The 15,027-nt window shown below is 40.3% G+C and carries 12 protein-coding genes, 2 tRNA genes and 1 pseudogene; 9 read left to right on the top strand and 6 right to left on the bottom strand.

Annotated features, from left to right (window positions below):
* Positions 1–304 precede the first annotated feature (304 nt).
* The 3 genes from OP864_RS16415 (at position 305) to OP864_RS16425 (ending at position 2,193) form a co-directional block, all read left to right on the top strand.
* Complete coding sequence (locus OP864_RS16415; protein ID WP_015694445.1) at positions 305–847, top strand: hypothetical protein; 543 nt, start codon at positions 305–307, stop codon at positions 845–847.
* A 135-nt stretch (positions 848–982) separates the two neighbouring features.
* Entirely contained in the window at positions 983–1,528 is a 546-nt protein-coding gene (locus tag OP864_RS16420; RefSeq protein ID WP_270099231.1) for a SelL-related redox protein, read from the top strand.
* 194 nt (positions 1,529–1,722) lie between these two features.
* Positions 1,723–2,193: a ribonuclease H-like YkuK family protein gene (locus tag OP864_RS16425; protein ID WP_270099232.1), complete on the top strand. Its 471-nt coding sequence runs from the start codon at positions 1,723–1,725 to the stop codon at positions 2,191–2,193.
* A 44-nt stretch (positions 2,194–2,237) separates the two neighbouring features.
* Here the strand turns inward: OP864_RS16425 and OP864_RS16430 are convergent, their stop codons facing one another.
* Both OP864_RS16430 and OP864_RS16435 read right to left on the bottom strand, forming a co-directional pair.
* Positions 2,238–2,672: an acyl-CoA thioesterase gene (locus OP864_RS16430; protein ID WP_270099233.1), complete on the bottom strand. Its 435-nt coding sequence runs from the start codon at positions 2,670–2,672 to the stop codon at positions 2,238–2,240.
* A gap of 9 nt (positions 2,673–2,681) precedes the next feature.
* Positions 2,682–3,641 carry a threonine ammonia-lyase gene (locus OP864_RS16435; RefSeq protein ID WP_270099234.1) on the bottom strand — a complete coding sequence of 320 codons (960 nt, stop codon included), beginning with the start codon at positions 3,639–3,641 and terminating at the stop codon, positions 2,682–2,684.
* 146 nt (positions 3,642–3,787) lie between these two features.
* Here OP864_RS16435 and OP864_RS16440 point away from each other — a divergent pair.
* Positions 3,788–3,864: transfer RNA gene (locus OP864_RS16440), tRNA-Asp, on the top strand.
* Between the two features lie 29 nt (positions 3,865–3,893).
* Positions 3,894–3,967: transfer RNA gene (locus tag OP864_RS16445), tRNA-Asp, on the top strand.
* A gap of 119 nt (positions 3,968–4,086) precedes the next feature.
* On the opposite strand, the gene OP864_RS16450 is transcribed toward OP864_RS16445, so the two are convergent.
* The gene (locus tag OP864_RS16450; RefSeq protein WP_270099235.1) at positions 4,087–4,488 is read right to left on the bottom strand and encodes a hypothetical protein; all 402 of its coding nucleotides are present in this window, start codon (positions 4,486–4,488) and stop codon (positions 4,087–4,089) included.
* A 30-nt stretch (positions 4,489–4,518) separates the two neighbouring features.
* Positions 4,519–4,788, bottom strand: a complete 270-nt coding sequence (locus OP864_RS16455; RefSeq protein WP_270099236.1) for a hypothetical protein — start codon at positions 4,786–4,788, stop codon at positions 4,519–4,521.
* Between the two features lie 361 nt (positions 4,789–5,149).
* Between OP864_RS16455 and OP864_RS16460 the strand changes: the two genes are divergently transcribed.
* Positions 5,150–5,581, top strand: coding sequence for a hypothetical protein (locus OP864_RS16460; RefSeq protein ID WP_270099237.1), 432 nt, complete (start codon positions 5,150–5,152; stop codon positions 5,579–5,581).
* 1,751 nt (positions 5,582–7,332) lie between these two features.
* On the opposite strand, the gene OP864_RS16465 is transcribed toward OP864_RS16460, so the two are convergent.
* Positions 7,333–9,534: a hypothetical protein gene (locus OP864_RS16465; protein ID WP_270099238.1), complete on the bottom strand. Its 2,202-nt coding sequence runs from the start codon at positions 9,532–9,534 to the stop codon at positions 7,333–7,335.
* A gap of 1,101 nt (positions 9,535–10,635) precedes the next feature.
* On the opposite strand from OP864_RS16465, the gene argS reads away from it, so the two are divergent.
* From argS to OP864_RS16480, 3 genes and pseudogenes are all read left to right on the top strand, one after another.
* A complete protein-coding gene (gene argS, locus OP864_RS16470) occupies positions 10,636–12,570 on the top strand; it encodes an arginine--tRNA ligase (RefSeq protein ID WP_270099239.1) in 1,935 nt (644 codons plus the stop codon).
* Positions 12,571–12,659: 89 nt separating this feature from the next.
* Positions 12,660–13,160, top strand: coding sequence for a hypothetical protein (locus OP864_RS16475; protein WP_270099240.1), 501 nt, complete (start codon positions 12,660–12,662; stop codon positions 13,158–13,160).
* A 232-nt stretch (positions 13,161–13,392) separates the two neighbouring features.
* Positions 13,393–13,849, top strand: a pseudogene (locus tag OP864_RS16480) (hypothetical protein).
* Positions 13,850–13,857: 8 nt separating this feature from the next.
* On the opposite strand, the gene OP864_RS16485 reads toward OP864_RS16480, so the two are convergent.
* Positions 13,858–14,910, bottom strand: a complete 1,053-nt coding sequence (locus OP864_RS16485) for an NAD-dependent epimerase/dehydratase family protein (protein WP_270099241.1) — start codon at positions 14,908–14,910, stop codon at positions 13,858–13,860.
* Positions 14,911–15,027: the final 117 nt, after the last annotated feature.

The raw sequence follows: 15,027 nt of genomic DNA on the forward strand, positions 1-15,027 counted from the left end.
TAGCGATGTGCAAGGGGGGCCGTAGGCCAGACCGAGCAGGCAGAGCCTGCGAAGGGCCGAGCGAACAGCGAGCCCTGAAACGTAGCGCCGCAAGGCGAAGCCGCAGCGGAGGCCCCTAAAAAAATAAAAAATGGCCTATTGGGGAACAGAAAACTTATTTAGCCTTGTTCTAATTTTGAATTGTTTAAAAGCTCCAAGTTTATGATCGATAAGAAAAGAGAATAATATACCTTTGTGGCCCCAATTTTGAGGGGAGAAATTCAGTTTTCCCCTGATCACTAAAGTCTTATAAAACTAAACCGCTATGAAAAAATTACTTTTGTTCCTTTTTGCAGTAGGCCTATTTGCGGCTTGTCAAAATAATGTAGACCGCAAAGATTTGAGTTCTTCTGTGGTTAATGCGCAGGATATGGATAAAACCAGAGCTGGGCAGCAGAAAAAAGTAAAGGCCAAGGCTTATTACTATCCTTCTTTAGTTGCTTTTGAAAAGGGACAAAGCCAGAAAGATTTGAGCTTGACGGCCCTATCCAAGATCAATGAAATGGAGCAAAAAGAGTACAATTATGTTGTGCTTTATGATGCGGCTACTTCTTGGGCCGAAATTTTCAATACTGGAGATTACAGCCAAACGGGCGATGAGCAATTTAATGAGCTTTTGGCGAGTCACAATTTGCTTATTGTTCAGCAATTTGAGGTAGATGATATGAGTGAAGGCTTGGTTTTGGCGCCTAATGCTGCGGTAGATTCTCCGGTAGAAGTAGCCAGAGAGCTCTCTCTTATTCAAGATGTTATGATGGTGCAGCTCAAAGAAGTACCTGTAGAAGATCAGATGACGGCTTCTAAATAGAGAAGTTATAACAGTCTGTTAAAGTATACAAGCTAGTGTCCCTAATTGGGCGCTAGCTTTTTTTTTTCTGCTTGCTGTTGTATCTTGCTAAGAAATCAGTCAAGGGAAAATGAATTTGGCTAGAAGCAAACAATTATGATGCAAGTAGATCCAGAAATACTCGAGGCAATATATACTCAGAAAGATGAAAATCTTTTGGAGCTTTCGCAAAAGCAGCCTGTTTTGCTTATTTTTTTACGTCATTTTGGTTGTACATTTTGCAAGCAAACGATGTCGGACCTTTCTAAGGTGCGAGCAGAAATTGAGGGCCAAGGTATTTTGCCTATTATTATCCATATGGCGCAAGAGGAGCTGGCCACAAAACGCCTCAGCAATTTTAAACTACCTGATATTGGGCATGTTTCGGACCCTGATTTAAGTTTGTACGCTTATTTTGGTTTGAAGAAAGGGACCTTTAGTCAGTTGTATGGGCTAAAAGTTTTTGTGGGTGGCATGAAAGCTTTGGCCGAGGGCTTTAGTTTGCCTAGCATTAGTAAAGAGTATGGAAATATTAGCCAGATGCCCGGTGTTTTTATTTTGGAAGCGGGGGAAATCAAATTGGCTTTTATTCATAGTTTTGCTGCAGAAAGAGCTGATTACCTAAAAATTATTGCCGAATATTTGGCCTTAAAAGAAAAATAAGCAAATAACATAAACTACTGGCTAGCAACAACTTAAATAGATTAGCTAGTTACTAAAAAATATATTACCGCCTATAAATCAGGGCTTTGGGAACTTGAAAAAGCTTGTCATAGTTTAAGTGATTGTGTTTCAACAAAAAACGAAAGCACATGATTATTATGACAGCGGCTTAGGTCGCCCAAAATCCTATTCTAATGAATTGGCAAAAACTAAACGGAAGTCGAATTTTGCTCCCTATTAAGGAAGCCGTCGACAAAACCCTAGCAAAAGAATTGGCCGAGGGCCATGACGTAAAGGTTTGCATTGGAACAGACTCGCAGGTGCGAGGCAAGCAAATCAGTTTTGCAACGGTGATTGTTTTTCTGCGTAAGGGCAAGGGTGGTTTTATGTACATTAAGCCAGAGCTGCAAACTGGGCAAATGAGCATTCGAGAGCGAATGATTACAGAGGTAGCCAAATCGGTTGCGGTGGCTTATGAATTGACTGACATCTTTGCGGCCCATGGGGTGCAACTGGAAGTTCATGCAGACATCAGCACGGATAGCAATTTTAAATCTAATGTGGCCTTAAAAGAAGCCATGGGATATATTCGAGGTATGGGTTATGAATTTAAAGCCAAACCTCATGCTTTTGCCAGCTCAAGCTGTGCCGATAAAGTCGTTTAAATGATAAACGCCTAGCCAAATTGGCTAGGCGTTTTTTTTTTGCTTTAAAAACCCTGATATTTTTCTAATTTTTCGGCGGCTTCCTTGGGCAGGCGCACTAACTTCTGTGCTTGATAGTTATAACAAAGCAAAGCTGTTTTGATGCGGGCCATTTCCTGTTGGTCTTCGGGCCGCAAAAAGCGATAGTGCAAATCAAAACCTAGGCTGTAAATATCGCCTACGGCAATTTGAATAACAATTTCTTGGCCCCAAAAACCTTCGGCCAAAAACATTTGGGCCGCATCAGACATGATGAGATCTTCTCCGGCAAAATCGGTTTCTTTATAGCCCAATAGCGCAAAAAAACGCATTCTCGCCTCATGGGCCAGCGTTAGAAAACGGTCATTAGACAAATGGTTGCCGTAATTTAAATCATTGACGCGAATAGAAAGCGGAGTTTCAAAAGGATAGCGCTTGGCTAGGGGTAATTTGACACGCATAAACAAAATTTAAAAGGGCAAATGATCCAAATCTATATTGCCCCCACTCAAAATAATTGCCCAATTTTGGCCCTTAAAACGCGCTTTATGCTTTAATAAAGCCGCAAGAGGAACCGCAGAAGAAGGTTCTACAACTATTTTTAGTTGCTCCCAAATTAGACGCAGCGCTAAGATAATTTCTTCTTCCTCTACACAAATAATTTCCGAAAGCAATTCTTGAAAAACACCAAAGGTTTTTGGTCGAATTGTCGTGCGCAAACCATCCGCAAGGCTATCCGTTCGCTTGTTTTCAATGATTTTTCCAGCCGCCAAAGATAAATAAGCATCATTAACCAACTGAGGCTCTGCACCCAAAACCTTTAGTTCTGGCCGAAAATAATGGGCCGATAATAAAGCGCCGCTCAGAAGTCCTCCCCCACCAATAGGCGCCAAAATTCCATCTACATCCGAAAGCTCTTCCAAAATTTCCAAACTGCAAGTTGCCTGGCCCAAAATCACATCATAATCATTATAGGGATGAATAAAATGTGCGGCCGTTTCTTTTTGCCAAGCCGCTAAGGCCGCTTCTCGTCCCGCTGTAGTGGGCGGAGAAAAACGAATTTCGGCCCCCAATTCTGCCGTGGCCCGCTGCTTAAACGCTGGCGCATTTTCAGGCATTACAATGTAGGCCGGACAAGCCAACATCTGCGCCGCTTTGGCAATTGCTTGCGCATGATTGCCCGATGAATGCGTGCACAATCCTTTTTTTCGCTCTTCTTCAGATAAAAGCAAGGCCGCCGAAAATGCTCCCCGAACTTTAAATGAGCCAGTATGCTGAAAATTTTCACACTTAAAATAAATATTGCAGCCCGCCAAGGCATTTATTTTCTCCGATTGAAGTAAGGGCGTTTTTTTAAGATAAGGCCGAATAAGGGCTTGTCGTTGTCTAATATTTTCGGCAGACAATATAGTTGGAAGATGTACTGACATTTTTTTAAAAAAATATGTGGTTCTAAATCAAGTAGTTGTTAATATATTGTAAAAACACTAGCCTAAAATTCCAAAATGCTTTTGGAAAAACCAAAAAGACGCTCTATATTTGTGCCGCTCTCAAAGGAAAGCAAAAATAAAAAATTGGTCTGGTAGTTCAGTTGGTTAGAATACCTGCCTGTCACGCAGGGGGTCGCGGGTTCGAGTCCCGTCCAGACCGCCAATTTTTTTTAGAAAAAAGAAGACCTATAAGGTCTGGTAGTTCAGTTGGTTAGAATACCTGCCTGTCACGCAGGGGGTCGCGGGTTCGAGTCCCGTCCAGACCGCTTTTTTTAAGCCGCAACGAAAGTTGTGGCTTTTTTTATGCAAAATGGCGAATAGAAAAATCTATTCGCCATTTGTTTAGCTACAAATTGTTTTTTTCATAAAAATCAAGGCATTCAGATCAATCACCTTTTATTAGTTGAATCGCAAAATTCCCATAAATAAGCTTGACCCCAAGGTCGGGGTTTTCAAACAATTGAATCTCCAACATATTTCCATTTTCATCTAAAACAGTTATAAATTGGCATTTTTCGCCATTTCCAACCGAGCTATTCTCTACATTTGAGACTCGTCTGTAAAGAGTTCTCTCTCCATTTGCTGTAAACTTCAAAACATCTGAATTTATTCCGTAATTAAATACCAAGGTCACTGAAGTTCGCTCCCATTCTGTCCATTTTTCCCCATCAAATCCAGAATAATAATTATAATCTCGTCGAAACTGGTTGTTTTCTTCCTGCGCTTGCAGGTTTCCCATAAAAATCAAAAAGCTAAATACACTGAGGAGGTAAATTCTTACTGACATAGACATTCGTTTTAGTTTTTCTTCAATAGTTCAAAGAAAAAGCAGAACTGACCAACCTATCTGTACAGTTTTTATTTTTTTTATTTTTTTTGGGGCTGTCCCTCGCCTTTGGCTCGGGTCGCTACGCTGCGCAGCTCGCTGTTCGCTCGGCCCTGCGCAAAAAAACAAGTTTTTTGCTGGGTCTGCGGCTGCGCCGCACTGCTTCGCATCGCTCATCCGCTCATCTAATTTTTTCAGGCCATTGTTTTTCTTCGGCGGTTTTGGTTTTGTTTTTTTTCTTGAAGCTAAAATTTTTCCCATTTTCCAGCAAACAAGGGCTTCAGCCCGCCAGTTTGCATAGACTCACAACCATGGGCTTTAGCCCATGGCTGTAAAACAATTCTATACAAAAAATTCAGGGGTAAAAACAATTGCTATGCTTACCGCCCTGGGCTGAAGCCCAGGGTTGCTAACTTGAGCGAACTGACGGAGAAAGTCCTTGTTCGCTTTTTTTTCTCTTGTTTTGACCACCGCAGTTTTTTTAGCACAGAAAAAAATCATTGTTTTTTGGTCTAGTTGCTAATTGAAAGCCGCTAATTGAAAATCATTTTTTTAAGCCAAAGCTAATGCACTGTAAAAATATTTAATTACTTTAAAGTCTTTACAAACCAATACACTTCCTATGTCTAAACTATATCACACCAAAAGAAAAAGATACAAGTCAGCCTCTAGTTATAAATCTATAGAGCTTGTTCATAATACTCAGGATGATTCCACATTTGAGGATTTACCTTTAGATGATGTTCCTCTTATTGTTTCTGCCAAACAAGGGGAACAACTCCTAATTACACTTAATGCTCCTGATACTTGGAACAATGGAAAAGAAAATAATGCAGGAACCTGGTTTGCAATTGAGGTCAATGACCAAATAATTGGTAAGGGTGTCTATTTTACTGGACAAAAAGGTCAAAGAGTTCCCATCAGTATACAAGCTGTTTATGAAGTAACAGAAGATGCCAATTTAAAAGTGAAAGGGAAATGGGCAGTTTGTAATAGTGGAAAATCTTTTATTGGTGCTTTTTCTGAAACGACCTTGACGGTGCTTAAAGTTTAAGCAGAAAAAATTGTGGTAAAAAAATCCATTCATTGCCATTAGGCCAGTTTTTTCCAAGAGATATTTTTGTCCTTGTTTTTTGGTCAACTGGCTAATTGAAAGCCGCTATTTGAAAGGAGAATTTTTATCTCCCTCATAAATTTCATAGGAACCCTAGGGCCAAGGCCCTAGGCTAAGCAAAAAATTATCATCCCCTCATTCGAGGGGATTTTTTTTGGCGGTTGTGGTTGGGCGGTTGTTTGTTTTTGTCACTAAAAATTCAGGGATAAAAAACAACTGCTATTAGTTCGGCCCTGGGCTGAAGCCCAGGGTTGCTAACTTGAGCGAACTAGCGGACTAAAGTCCTTGTTCGCTTTTTCGAGCTGCTTGTTTTTATTTAGTTTTTTTGGACCAGTGGGTTAAAACCCACAGCAAAAAAAATGGCCATTCTACATCCAAAAAAATGAGCCGATGGTTGAAACCATCGGCCCATAGCATCTAGCAGAAAAAATTGTGGTAAAAAATCATTCATCGCCATCAGGCCAGTTTTTTCCAAGAGAAATTTTTGTCCTTGTTTTTTGGCCTAGTTGCTAATTGAAAGCCGCTATTTGAAAGGGGGAGTTTTCATCCCTCATAAATTTCATAGGAACCCTAGGGCCAAGGCCCTAGGCTAAGCAAAAAATTATCATCCCCTCATTCGAGGGGATTTTTTTTGGGGCTGTGGTTGGGCGGTTGTTTGTTTTATTGGAAAAATAACTCCACACTAAAAATTCAGGGGTAAAGACAACTGCTATTAGTTCGGCCCTGGGCTGAAGCCCAGGGTTGCTAACTTGAGCGAACTAGCGGACTAAAGTCCTTGTTCGCTTTTTCGAGCTGCTTGTTTTTATTTAGTTCTTTTGAACCAGTGGGTTAAAACCCACAGCAAAAAGGGAGGACATTCTACATCCAAAAAAATGAGCCGAAGGTTAAAACCATCGGCCCATAACATCTAGCAGAAAAAATTGTGGTAAAAAAATCCATTCATTGCCATTAGGCCAGTTTTTTCCAAGAGAAATTTTTGTCCTTGTTTTTTGGTCAACTGGCTAATTGAAAGCCGCTATTTGAAAGGAGAATTTTTATCTCCCTCATAAATTTCATAGGAACCCTAGGGCCAAGGCCCTAGGCTAAGCAAAAAATTATCATCCCCTCATTCGAGGGGATTTTTTTTGGGGCTGTGGTTGGGCGGTTGTTTGTTTTTGTCACTAAAAATTCAGGGATAAAAAACAACTGCTATTAGTTCGGCCCTGGGCTGAAGCCCAGGGTTGCTAACTTGAGCGAACTAGCGGACTAAAGTCCTTGTTCGCTTTTTCGAGCTGCTTGTTTTTATTTAGTTCTTTTGAACCAGTGGGTTAAAACCCACAGCAAAAAGGGAGGACATTCTACATCCAAAAAAATGAGCCGAAGGTTAAAACCATCGGCTCATAACATCTAGCAGAAAAAATTGTGGTAAAAAATTCATTCATCGCCATCAGGCCAGTTTTTTCCAAGAGAAATTTTTGTCCTTGTTTTTTGGCCTAGTTGCTAATTGAAAGCCGCTATTTGAAAGGGGGATTTAAGGGCCGAAGAAAAACGATCAGAGAAAAAACTAAGGTTGTGCGGCCCAGCGCTGCGCAGCCGTGGCCGAAGGCCAGACCAAAGCCCGCAGGGCTGCAGGGCCGAGCAGACCTGCGAGCGGCGCAGCATAGCGGCGGCCAGCTTTGCTGGCCGCGGGCCCCAAAATGAAAAATAAATTTCTACTCTAAAAAGCTGTACTTATAATGGTATAGCGGAACGATAGAGCCAGTGAAAAAAGATGGGCTATGTGCTGGACCAACAAAAACCTCTTTTTTGTAATCAAATTGAGCTTGGCTATTTTTTTGGTGCTGCAGAGGGAGCGCAAAGCTTTTGTAAAAACTCAAATCGGAAAGCCGATAAAGTGTATGGATCAATTTTCCATCTTTTGGGTAGCAATGCACCAAATAATCGAGTTCTTTTCTGGCAGGCAGTTTATCATTGGGTCCATAATTTTGATTGTGTTTTTTGCTGGCCAGAAAAAACTCTTCCTGCTCCATCACTTTTATTTGATCATTGCTCCTGCCTTTGGCCATATCGAGGAGCAAATAATTTTTTTCCTGATTTTTTAGCAAGGCCCAAGCCGATAGCTGCATTTTGTATCGATAAATAGGAGCAATTGGAATTTGCTGGCCCGAAAAGCTATAGAGTTCTGTACGCTTGCCTATGGCTAGGCTAGCAAATTTATGCCCTTCTCGATAGTCGGCAATCATTTGAGGCAGAAAAGAATGCTCCGCTTTGAATAATTTGTTTGGCCCCAAAAGTTTTCCCGTATAAAGCATTATTAAATCTGGCTTGGGCTGATAGGGCCTTTCCTTAGTTTTTATAGAATCATCTATATGAACAAAACTGTCGATGAGAATCCCTTTTTTATTATGTAAGACCATTAGCCCTGGCCGATCATAGTGTTCTGTAGCAAACTGTATGTTTTTTTCATGATCGAGGATAAATCCCCCCCTGAGATCTATATCTAATAAGGGCTTTGCCTTTAAAACATCATAAAAATAGAAGTTAGGATATTCGTAAATGCTATAAACGCCCCAAAATGCTTTATTTTTCTGTGGAACAACAATGTATTTGCCCTCCAATTCTTTGCTGAGCTGCCCATTTTCATAGCGAAAAACCGTTTGGATATTTTGTGGATTAGGGCGACGGTCAATGAAAAAATAAAGATTATTTTGCTCTGGGCGTTTAATCGTAAAAAATTCTTCATTAGCAAAAGATTGCTTGATTATCAATTGGCTAGGCGTTTTGCGATTATTAAAATCAACTTCAACATAATAATTATGTTGAGGGCTGCCTATTCCCAACAAAAACTGTTGTTCTTTATGGCCAATATCGAGGAGATGTATCCAACGGCTTGAAGAATTGGCTGGAATTCCCTCTGGCAGTTTAATTTTTCTATTATTCAAGCAATTAAAAAAATAGTCTTGCCCTTCATTTTGGTAAACAAAAAAGGCTTCTCGTTCAGCTTCATTTGTTCTGTAGGCAAATAGCTTGTAGCTTTGGCCAGAGAGCGTTCTTATTTTTTTACCATAAATATCTGAGACGTAAATTTTGTTTTCGCCAGCTTTGGAAATCAAAAAATCTCGATTCAATCTATGTTCTACAGTTTTTTTATTAAAACTCTTGGGCAATAGCCAGACCTTATCTTTGCCTTTGTCTACAATTGCTTTGCGGCCATTTTCAAACTGAATTAGATAGCTATCTAACGTTAGTAATTGAATTTTGCTTAATTTTTTCGTGCTACTCCAAAGCAAGTTCCCATTTTCTGAAGAATAAAAACAAAGGCTATCTCCCTGATAAAAAAGTTGTGGGTCGCTGTAAGGAGAAGCTAAAAAATGATGATTTTTTAGCTCTTGGTAGTTTTCTGTCTTACAATTAAGAATAAAGGTTTTGCCTTCTTTTTGGGCTAGGGCAAAATGTCGTTCTGCTCCAGCAAAAAAGCGAAAGAAGTCAAAACTATCCTGCTCAAATAGATAGCTTTTTTTCTTTTGGTCATAAATCCGAATAATTAGTTTACCCTTTGGAATTTTTGGTCCGTTCCAAATAGGATCATTAGGTTCGGGCCAGCTTTCGTTGGCTTTTAGTGCTAGGGCTTTTCCTTTTTTATCAAAAACAGTTTGAATTACAGCCTGCGGTTGTCCGCCCATATTTATGAAAGTAAGGCCCAAAAAAGCAGTTGGTTTTTCTAGCAAACTATCTTGCTCAAGAGGAATAATAATTTTTCCAGTTGCAGACAAAAGTCCTTGCTTGTTTTCACTTTTGGCTAAATATTGCCCATTTTGGCTAGGCCAAACGGCATCGTATGCTTTTTGCCAGCTTTGTGCAAAAACTGCAGAGGATAAAAAAAGTCCCAAAAATAACAGGATAATTTTGTGCATTTTTTGTTTCGTATTTAATAATGAAGGCGTTTTTTGCCAGTTTAAGGTAAAATGCCTTTTAATAAAAGCGTTACAGCTAAAAGTTGTTTTTTTTAGACGCTAAAAAAATTGGGCAGTTTTTGGCCCAATTACTAATTGAAAGCTGCTAATTGAAAGGGAAATTTTTATCTCCCCCATAAATTTCATAGGAACCCTAGGGCCAAGGCCCTAGGCTAAGCAAAAAATTGTCATCCCCTCATTCGAGGGGATTTTTCTTTGCGGTTGTTGTTGGGGGGCTGTTGTTTTTTCTTGAAGCTAAAATTTTTCCCATTTTCCAGCAAACAAGGGCTTCAGCCCGCCAGTTTGCATAGACTTGCAACCATGGGCTTTAGCCCATGGCCCTAAAACAATTCTAAACTAAAAACTTAGGGATAAAAACAATTGCTATTATTTATGCCCTGGGCTGAAGCCCAGGCTTGCTAACTTGAGCGAACTGACGGAGAAAGTCCTTGTTCGCTTTTTTTTGGGGGCAGTTTTTTTCTTTGGCTTTTCTAGAACCAGTGGGTTAAAACCCACAGCAAAAAAGAGAACCATTCTACATCCAAAAAAATGAGCCGATGGTTAAAACCATCGGCTCATAACATCTAGCAGAAAAAATTCTGTTGTTTTTAACCCAATTGCTAATTGAAAGCCGCTATTTGAAAGGGGGATTTAAGGGCCGAAGAAAAACGATCAGAGAAAAAACTAAGGTTGTGCGGCCTAGCGATGTGCAGCAGTGGCCGCAGGCCAGACCCAGCAAAAAACTTGTTTTTTTGCGCAGGGCCGAGCGAGCAGCGAGCTGCGAAACGTAGCGCCGCAAGGCGAAGCCGCAGCGGAGGCCCCAGAACAGCAGTGAGCTGCGACAACAAGGACTTTAGTCCGCAGTTCGACGACCGAAGGGAGTAAATGTAGCGCCGCAAGGCGAAGCCGCAGCGACAACAAGCCCTTTAGGGCGCCAGTTCGACGACTGAAAGGAGTAACGCCCCAAAACAAAATACTCCTCCAAAAAAAGAAGATTTTAGGGGCAAAGCTTTTCTTTTCCGTCAACAAAGGTTTTATTTGCAAAAAATTTAAGTTTAAGGAATGATTTATATAGAAACAAGACTCAAAACGGCCCTGAAAGAGGGATTGAATACGCTTTATGGCCTAGAAAATTTGGCCGACAAACAACTACAGATCAATCAAACCCCTAAAAATTTTGAGGGCCAACTTTCTGTCTTAGTTTTTCCTTTTGTTCGAGCGGCTCGTAAAAAACCAGAGCAGGTAGCTGAGGAGGTAGGACAATATTTGCTAGAAAACTGTCCCGAAGTGGCCGCTTTTAATGTGGCCAAAGGATTTTGCAATTTGGAAATTGCCGATCTTTATTGGCAAGAATTATTGGCCGATTTGCTTCGCAATCCAAATTATGGGCAAGGCGCAAGAAAAGAGAGTGAAATTTTGGTCGAATATTCTTCGCCCAATACCAATAAGCCTTTGCATTTGGGGCATGTTCGCAACAACCTTTTGGGGTATTCTACTGCAGAATTGCTCAAATTTGCGGGCTATTCGGTAAAAAAAGTACAAATCATCAATGATCGTGGGATTCACATTTGTAAATCTATGTTGGCCTGGCAACTGTTTGGCGAAGGCGAAACGCCAGAAAGCAGCGGATTAAAAGGCGATCATTTGGTGGGTAAATATTATGTGCGCTTTGAGCAAGCTTTTCAGGCAGAATATAAAATTTGGCAGGCAACTGAAGCTGGACAAGCTGCTTTTGCTGCCTTTTTAGCCGATGAGAAAAAATATAAGAAGGCCGTAAAAGAGCTGACCAAAAAATCGAAAGATAAAAAGACAGCCCCCACAGAAGAAGCGCTGCAAGCTTACTTTTTTAAGTCTGTTTATAAAAATAGTTATTTCAATCAGAGTAGCGAATTGGGCCAAAAAGCCAAGGCAATGCTACAAGCTTGGGAGGCTGGCGATGCAGAAGTGCAGGCCCTTTGGGAAAAAATGAACAATTGGGTTTATGCCGGTTTTGCTTCTACCTATAAGCGCATGGGGGTAGATTTTGACAAAAATTATTATGAGTCGAATACCTACCTCAAAGGAAAAGAACTGGTTGAAAATAATTTGAAGAGTGATTCGCCGATCTTTTTCAAAAAAGATGATGGATCTACTTGGATTGACTTGACCGATGCCAAATTGGACCAAAAAGCGGTTTTACGTAAAGATGGTACCTCTATGTACATCACTCAAGATATGGGCACCGCTTTGCTTCGCTATGAAGATTATAAAATGGATCGTATGGTCTATGTGGTAGGCAATGAACAAGAATATCACTTCCAAGTTCTTTTTGAAATTTTGAACCGCCTCGGGCAACCTTATGCAAAAAATTGCCATCACCTTTCTTATGGTATGGTAGAATTGCCCGAAGGAAAAATGAAATCTCGTGAAGGGACCGTGGTGGATGCCGATGATTTGATGCAAACGCTAATTGATGAGGTGGCCAAAGCCTCTAATGAACGCGATATGCTTAGCGCTTTGCCCATGGAAGAACAAAAAGAAATTCATGAGGCCGTTGCTTTGGGCGCACTAAAATTTTTCATTTTAAAAGTAGAGCCCAGAAAAGGAATGCTCTTCGATCCTAAAGAGTCTATTGACTTACAAGGACAAACGGGCCCTTATATTCAAAATGCTTTTGTTCGCTGCCAGTCGGTGCAAAGAGCTTTTGCCGAGAAAAATTTTAGCAAAACCACTTATGCCGAGCATAAATTGGAGCCGATTGAAAGAGAATTGCTGTTAAATATTGAGCTTTTCCCTAACTTGGTCCAAAGAGCAGCCGAGCAATATAATCCCGCCGAAATTGCCAACTACCTTTATCAACTAGCCAAAACTTATCATCAGTTTTGGAATATCGTAAAAATTCTAGATGCAGATGCCCCTCAAGCGAGTAGCTTCCGTCTAGATCTTAGCCAGGCCGTAGCTCAAGTGATTGCGCAGGCCGGAGCTATTTTAGGTATGAAAATGCCTAGTCGGATGTAATTTTTTATTTTGTTTTACTTTTTTTTAAAAAAAGTGCTATTATTGCGGCCAATATTATTTTTTTTAAATTACTTAATAAATTCAAACAAATGAAACAGTTTGTTCGTCTTTCTCTCCTTATGCTAATCGTTTTTAGCTTGGGGTCTTGCCAACAGCGCATGGTTGACTTTACCATCATTTCTACAAAAAATGTAGATCTTAGCAATGCTGCAAACTTCAAAAAGGGAAAAGAGCGTGTTAAAGGACAAGACATTGCTCACATTATCTTAGTTATTCCTACAGGTTTTCCTAATCTAAAAGAAGCTATTGATAGAGCTATTGAAGTAACTCCTGGTGCAGTTGCCCTAACTGATGGAGTTATCTATTCTAAATCTTTCTACTTTTTCCTTTATGGCCAAAATGGTTACATTGTAGAAGGTACACCCCTTATCGATCCTTCACTTACTAGCAATGAGCAAGAAGACTTCCCTGCTTATGCAAAAGTTACTTATGACAAAAAAGGTAACTATGTAGTGGAAGAACTTACTGAAGAAGAGTACACTACTTACAAGAAAAAATTTGTTCCTAAGGCTCTTAAGTCAACTATCTAGGATAAGTTTTTTGCTTAAATCAAAAAGCCCATACAGAAATTCTGTATGGGCTTTTCTTATTCTCCTCCCCTTTCAATTAGCCACTTTCAATTAAAACAACACAAAAAAAATCGCTGAGGAAAAATCTCCTCAGCGATAAATATTTTTCAAAAAAGACAAAAAATTGTATTTCAAACTGTTGTAACTCTAAAATTTTAAGCTTAACTTTAGGAACAACAAAAAAATACAAGCGATGATGAAGCTCCAAGAAAAAATGCGGGACTATAAAATATAGCAAGAAAATGATTAAGGCCTTTTACGGCATTTCTTATCCTACCTTACGCAAACGATTGCGGGACAAAGGCTTGACGGATTTTATTGGTCGTAGAAAATTTCTCTTTGCCGAATTTCTACTCATTTTTAAGGCTTTGGGCCAACCGCAAGAAATTGCAGCGGAGCTTTCGGAACTGCAGCTAATTTATGAACAACTCTTGCAGTTGGGCCTATTAAAAGGGGCTTCGCAAAAAGATTTGCCTCAAAAAAAGAGCGAAAAAAGTCCGCTGCAGCCAAAAACGAACAAATTGCTGGCCCTAAAAACGCCCTTAGCTTTATTTGATCGTTTTTTGATGAACTACTATCAAGTTTTAATGAAAGCTTGGGAAATTTTATCGCCTACTGCAAAAAATTACCGATCCCGACAGGCCGCCTAGCATTTTCTCTACAATACTTTTGCATCAATTAAAGCTTGCAAACTATCCTGCATTGTTTTTTGCAAGGGTAAAAATTCCATGCCCAATTCTTGACGAATTTTGCTGGTATTGGCTTTAAAAGCATGTCCCACATTATTTTGCACAAATTTTCTCGTCATTGCCGAGTTCACCATTGGCCCCACTAACCAAATTAACCATTTGGGCGCCACTTTTTTGGGCAAAGGATATTTTTCGTACTTAGGCAAAAGAGTTTGGCTAGCCGTATAGATGTCGCTATTGTGCCCCACCGTAATATAACGCCCTTTTGCATTGGGGTGAAAAGCGGCCCGAAAATGCGCTTCGGCTACATCACGCACATCAACAATGCCCATTCCCAATTTTGGCGCGCCCATTTTAAAGGTTCCATCGCCAAGTTGTTTCATAATCGTAAAACTTTCTGAAGTTGTTGCTTTTGGATTGAGTGGCGGCCCCATCACCAATGCGGGGTTAATCGTCACCAACTCCCAACGATTTTGCGCCTTTTGCATTTCCCAAGCCTTTTTTTCGGCCAAAGTTTTAGAGTAAGAATAAGGCTGATACTTTAAAGAAGCGGTTGTATTCCAAATTTTTTCTGTCAACTCCCCATTCGGATGCCCTTTGCATTCCGAAGCATCCGTATAAATGGCCGCACAACTACTGGTCAAAACTACTTTTTGCACCGATGGCGTTTGATTGACGGAAGCCAAAACATTTTCGGTTCCTTTTACAGCCGGCTCAATCAAATCTTTTTGCGGATCCTTTACGGCCGTAACAAAGGGCGAAGCCGTATGAAAAACAAGAGCGCAGCCCTGCATGGCTTCAAAATAAGCGCCTTCTGTGAGTAAGTCGGCTTTAAAATATTTTATTTCGCCCGGACTATTCGCCGCCAATTCATCCAAATGCGCTGTTTTTTTCTTGTTTTCTGGCTGTCGCACAGCTGCATGCACCGTCAAACCTTCTTCCAATAATTTTTTTACCAACCATCCAGCTACATAACCTGTAGCTCCCGTTACCATTACTGGCTTACTTTTATCCATTTGCATAGTTCCTTTATTTTTGTTGCATGACAAAGATCTCGCATAAAAAATAAAGTAGTCCACAGAAAAAAAGGAAAAAAGAACATAAATCTCTGCATTTTTATTTTTAGCGGCTGTTTTTGG

Source organism: Saprospira grandis (genome assembly GCF_027594745.1).
Lineage (GTDB): Bacteria > Bacteroidota > Bacteroidia > Chitinophagales > Saprospiraceae > Saprospira > Saprospira grandis.

Bases quoted from the DNA above. Each gene is read 5' to 3' on its own strand.
- OP864_RS16415 (WP_015694445.1), top strand. From the start codon at position 305: ATGAAAAAATTACTTTTGTTCCTTTTTGCAGTAGGCCTATTTGCGGCT.
- OP864_RS16475 (WP_270099240.1), top strand. From the start codon at position 12,660: ATGAAACAGTTTGTTCGTCTTTCTCTCCTTATGCTAATCGTTTTTAGC.
- OP864_RS16465 (WP_270099238.1), bottom strand. From the start codon at position 9,534: ATGCACAAAATTATCCTGTTATTTTTGGGACTTTTTTTATCCTCTGCA.
- argS (WP_270099239.1), top strand. From the start codon at position 10,636: ATGATTTATATAGAAACAAGACTCAAAACGGCCCTGAAAGAGGGATTG.
- OP864_RS16460 (WP_270099237.1), top strand. From the start codon at position 5,150: ATGTCTAAACTATATCACACCAAAAGAAAAAGATACAAGTCAGCCTCT.
- OP864_RS16430 (WP_270099233.1), bottom strand. From the start codon at position 2,672: ATGCGTGTCAAATTACCCCTAGCCAAGCGCTATCCTTTTGAAACTCCG.
- OP864_RS16485 (WP_270099241.1), bottom strand. From the start codon at position 14,910: ATGCAAATGGATAAAAGTAAGCCAGTAATGGTAACGGGAGCTACAGGT.
- OP864_RS16425 (WP_270099232.1), top strand. From the start codon at position 1,723: ATGAATTGGCAAAAACTAAACGGAAGTCGAATTTTGCTCCCTATTAAG.
- OP864_RS16450 (WP_270099235.1), bottom strand. From the start codon at position 4,488: ATGTCAGTAAGAATTTACCTCCTCAGTGTATTTAGCTTTTTGATTTTT.
- OP864_RS16420 (WP_270099231.1), top strand. From the start codon at position 983: ATGATGCAAGTAGATCCAGAAATACTCGAGGCAATATATACTCAGAAA.
- OP864_RS16455 (WP_270099236.1), bottom strand. From the start codon at position 4,788: ATGGGAAAAATTTTAGCTTCAAGAAAAAAAACAAAACCAAAACCGCCG.
- OP864_RS16435 (WP_270099234.1), bottom strand. From the start codon at position 3,641: ATGTCAGTACATCTTCCAACTATATTGTCTGCCGAAAATATTAGACAA.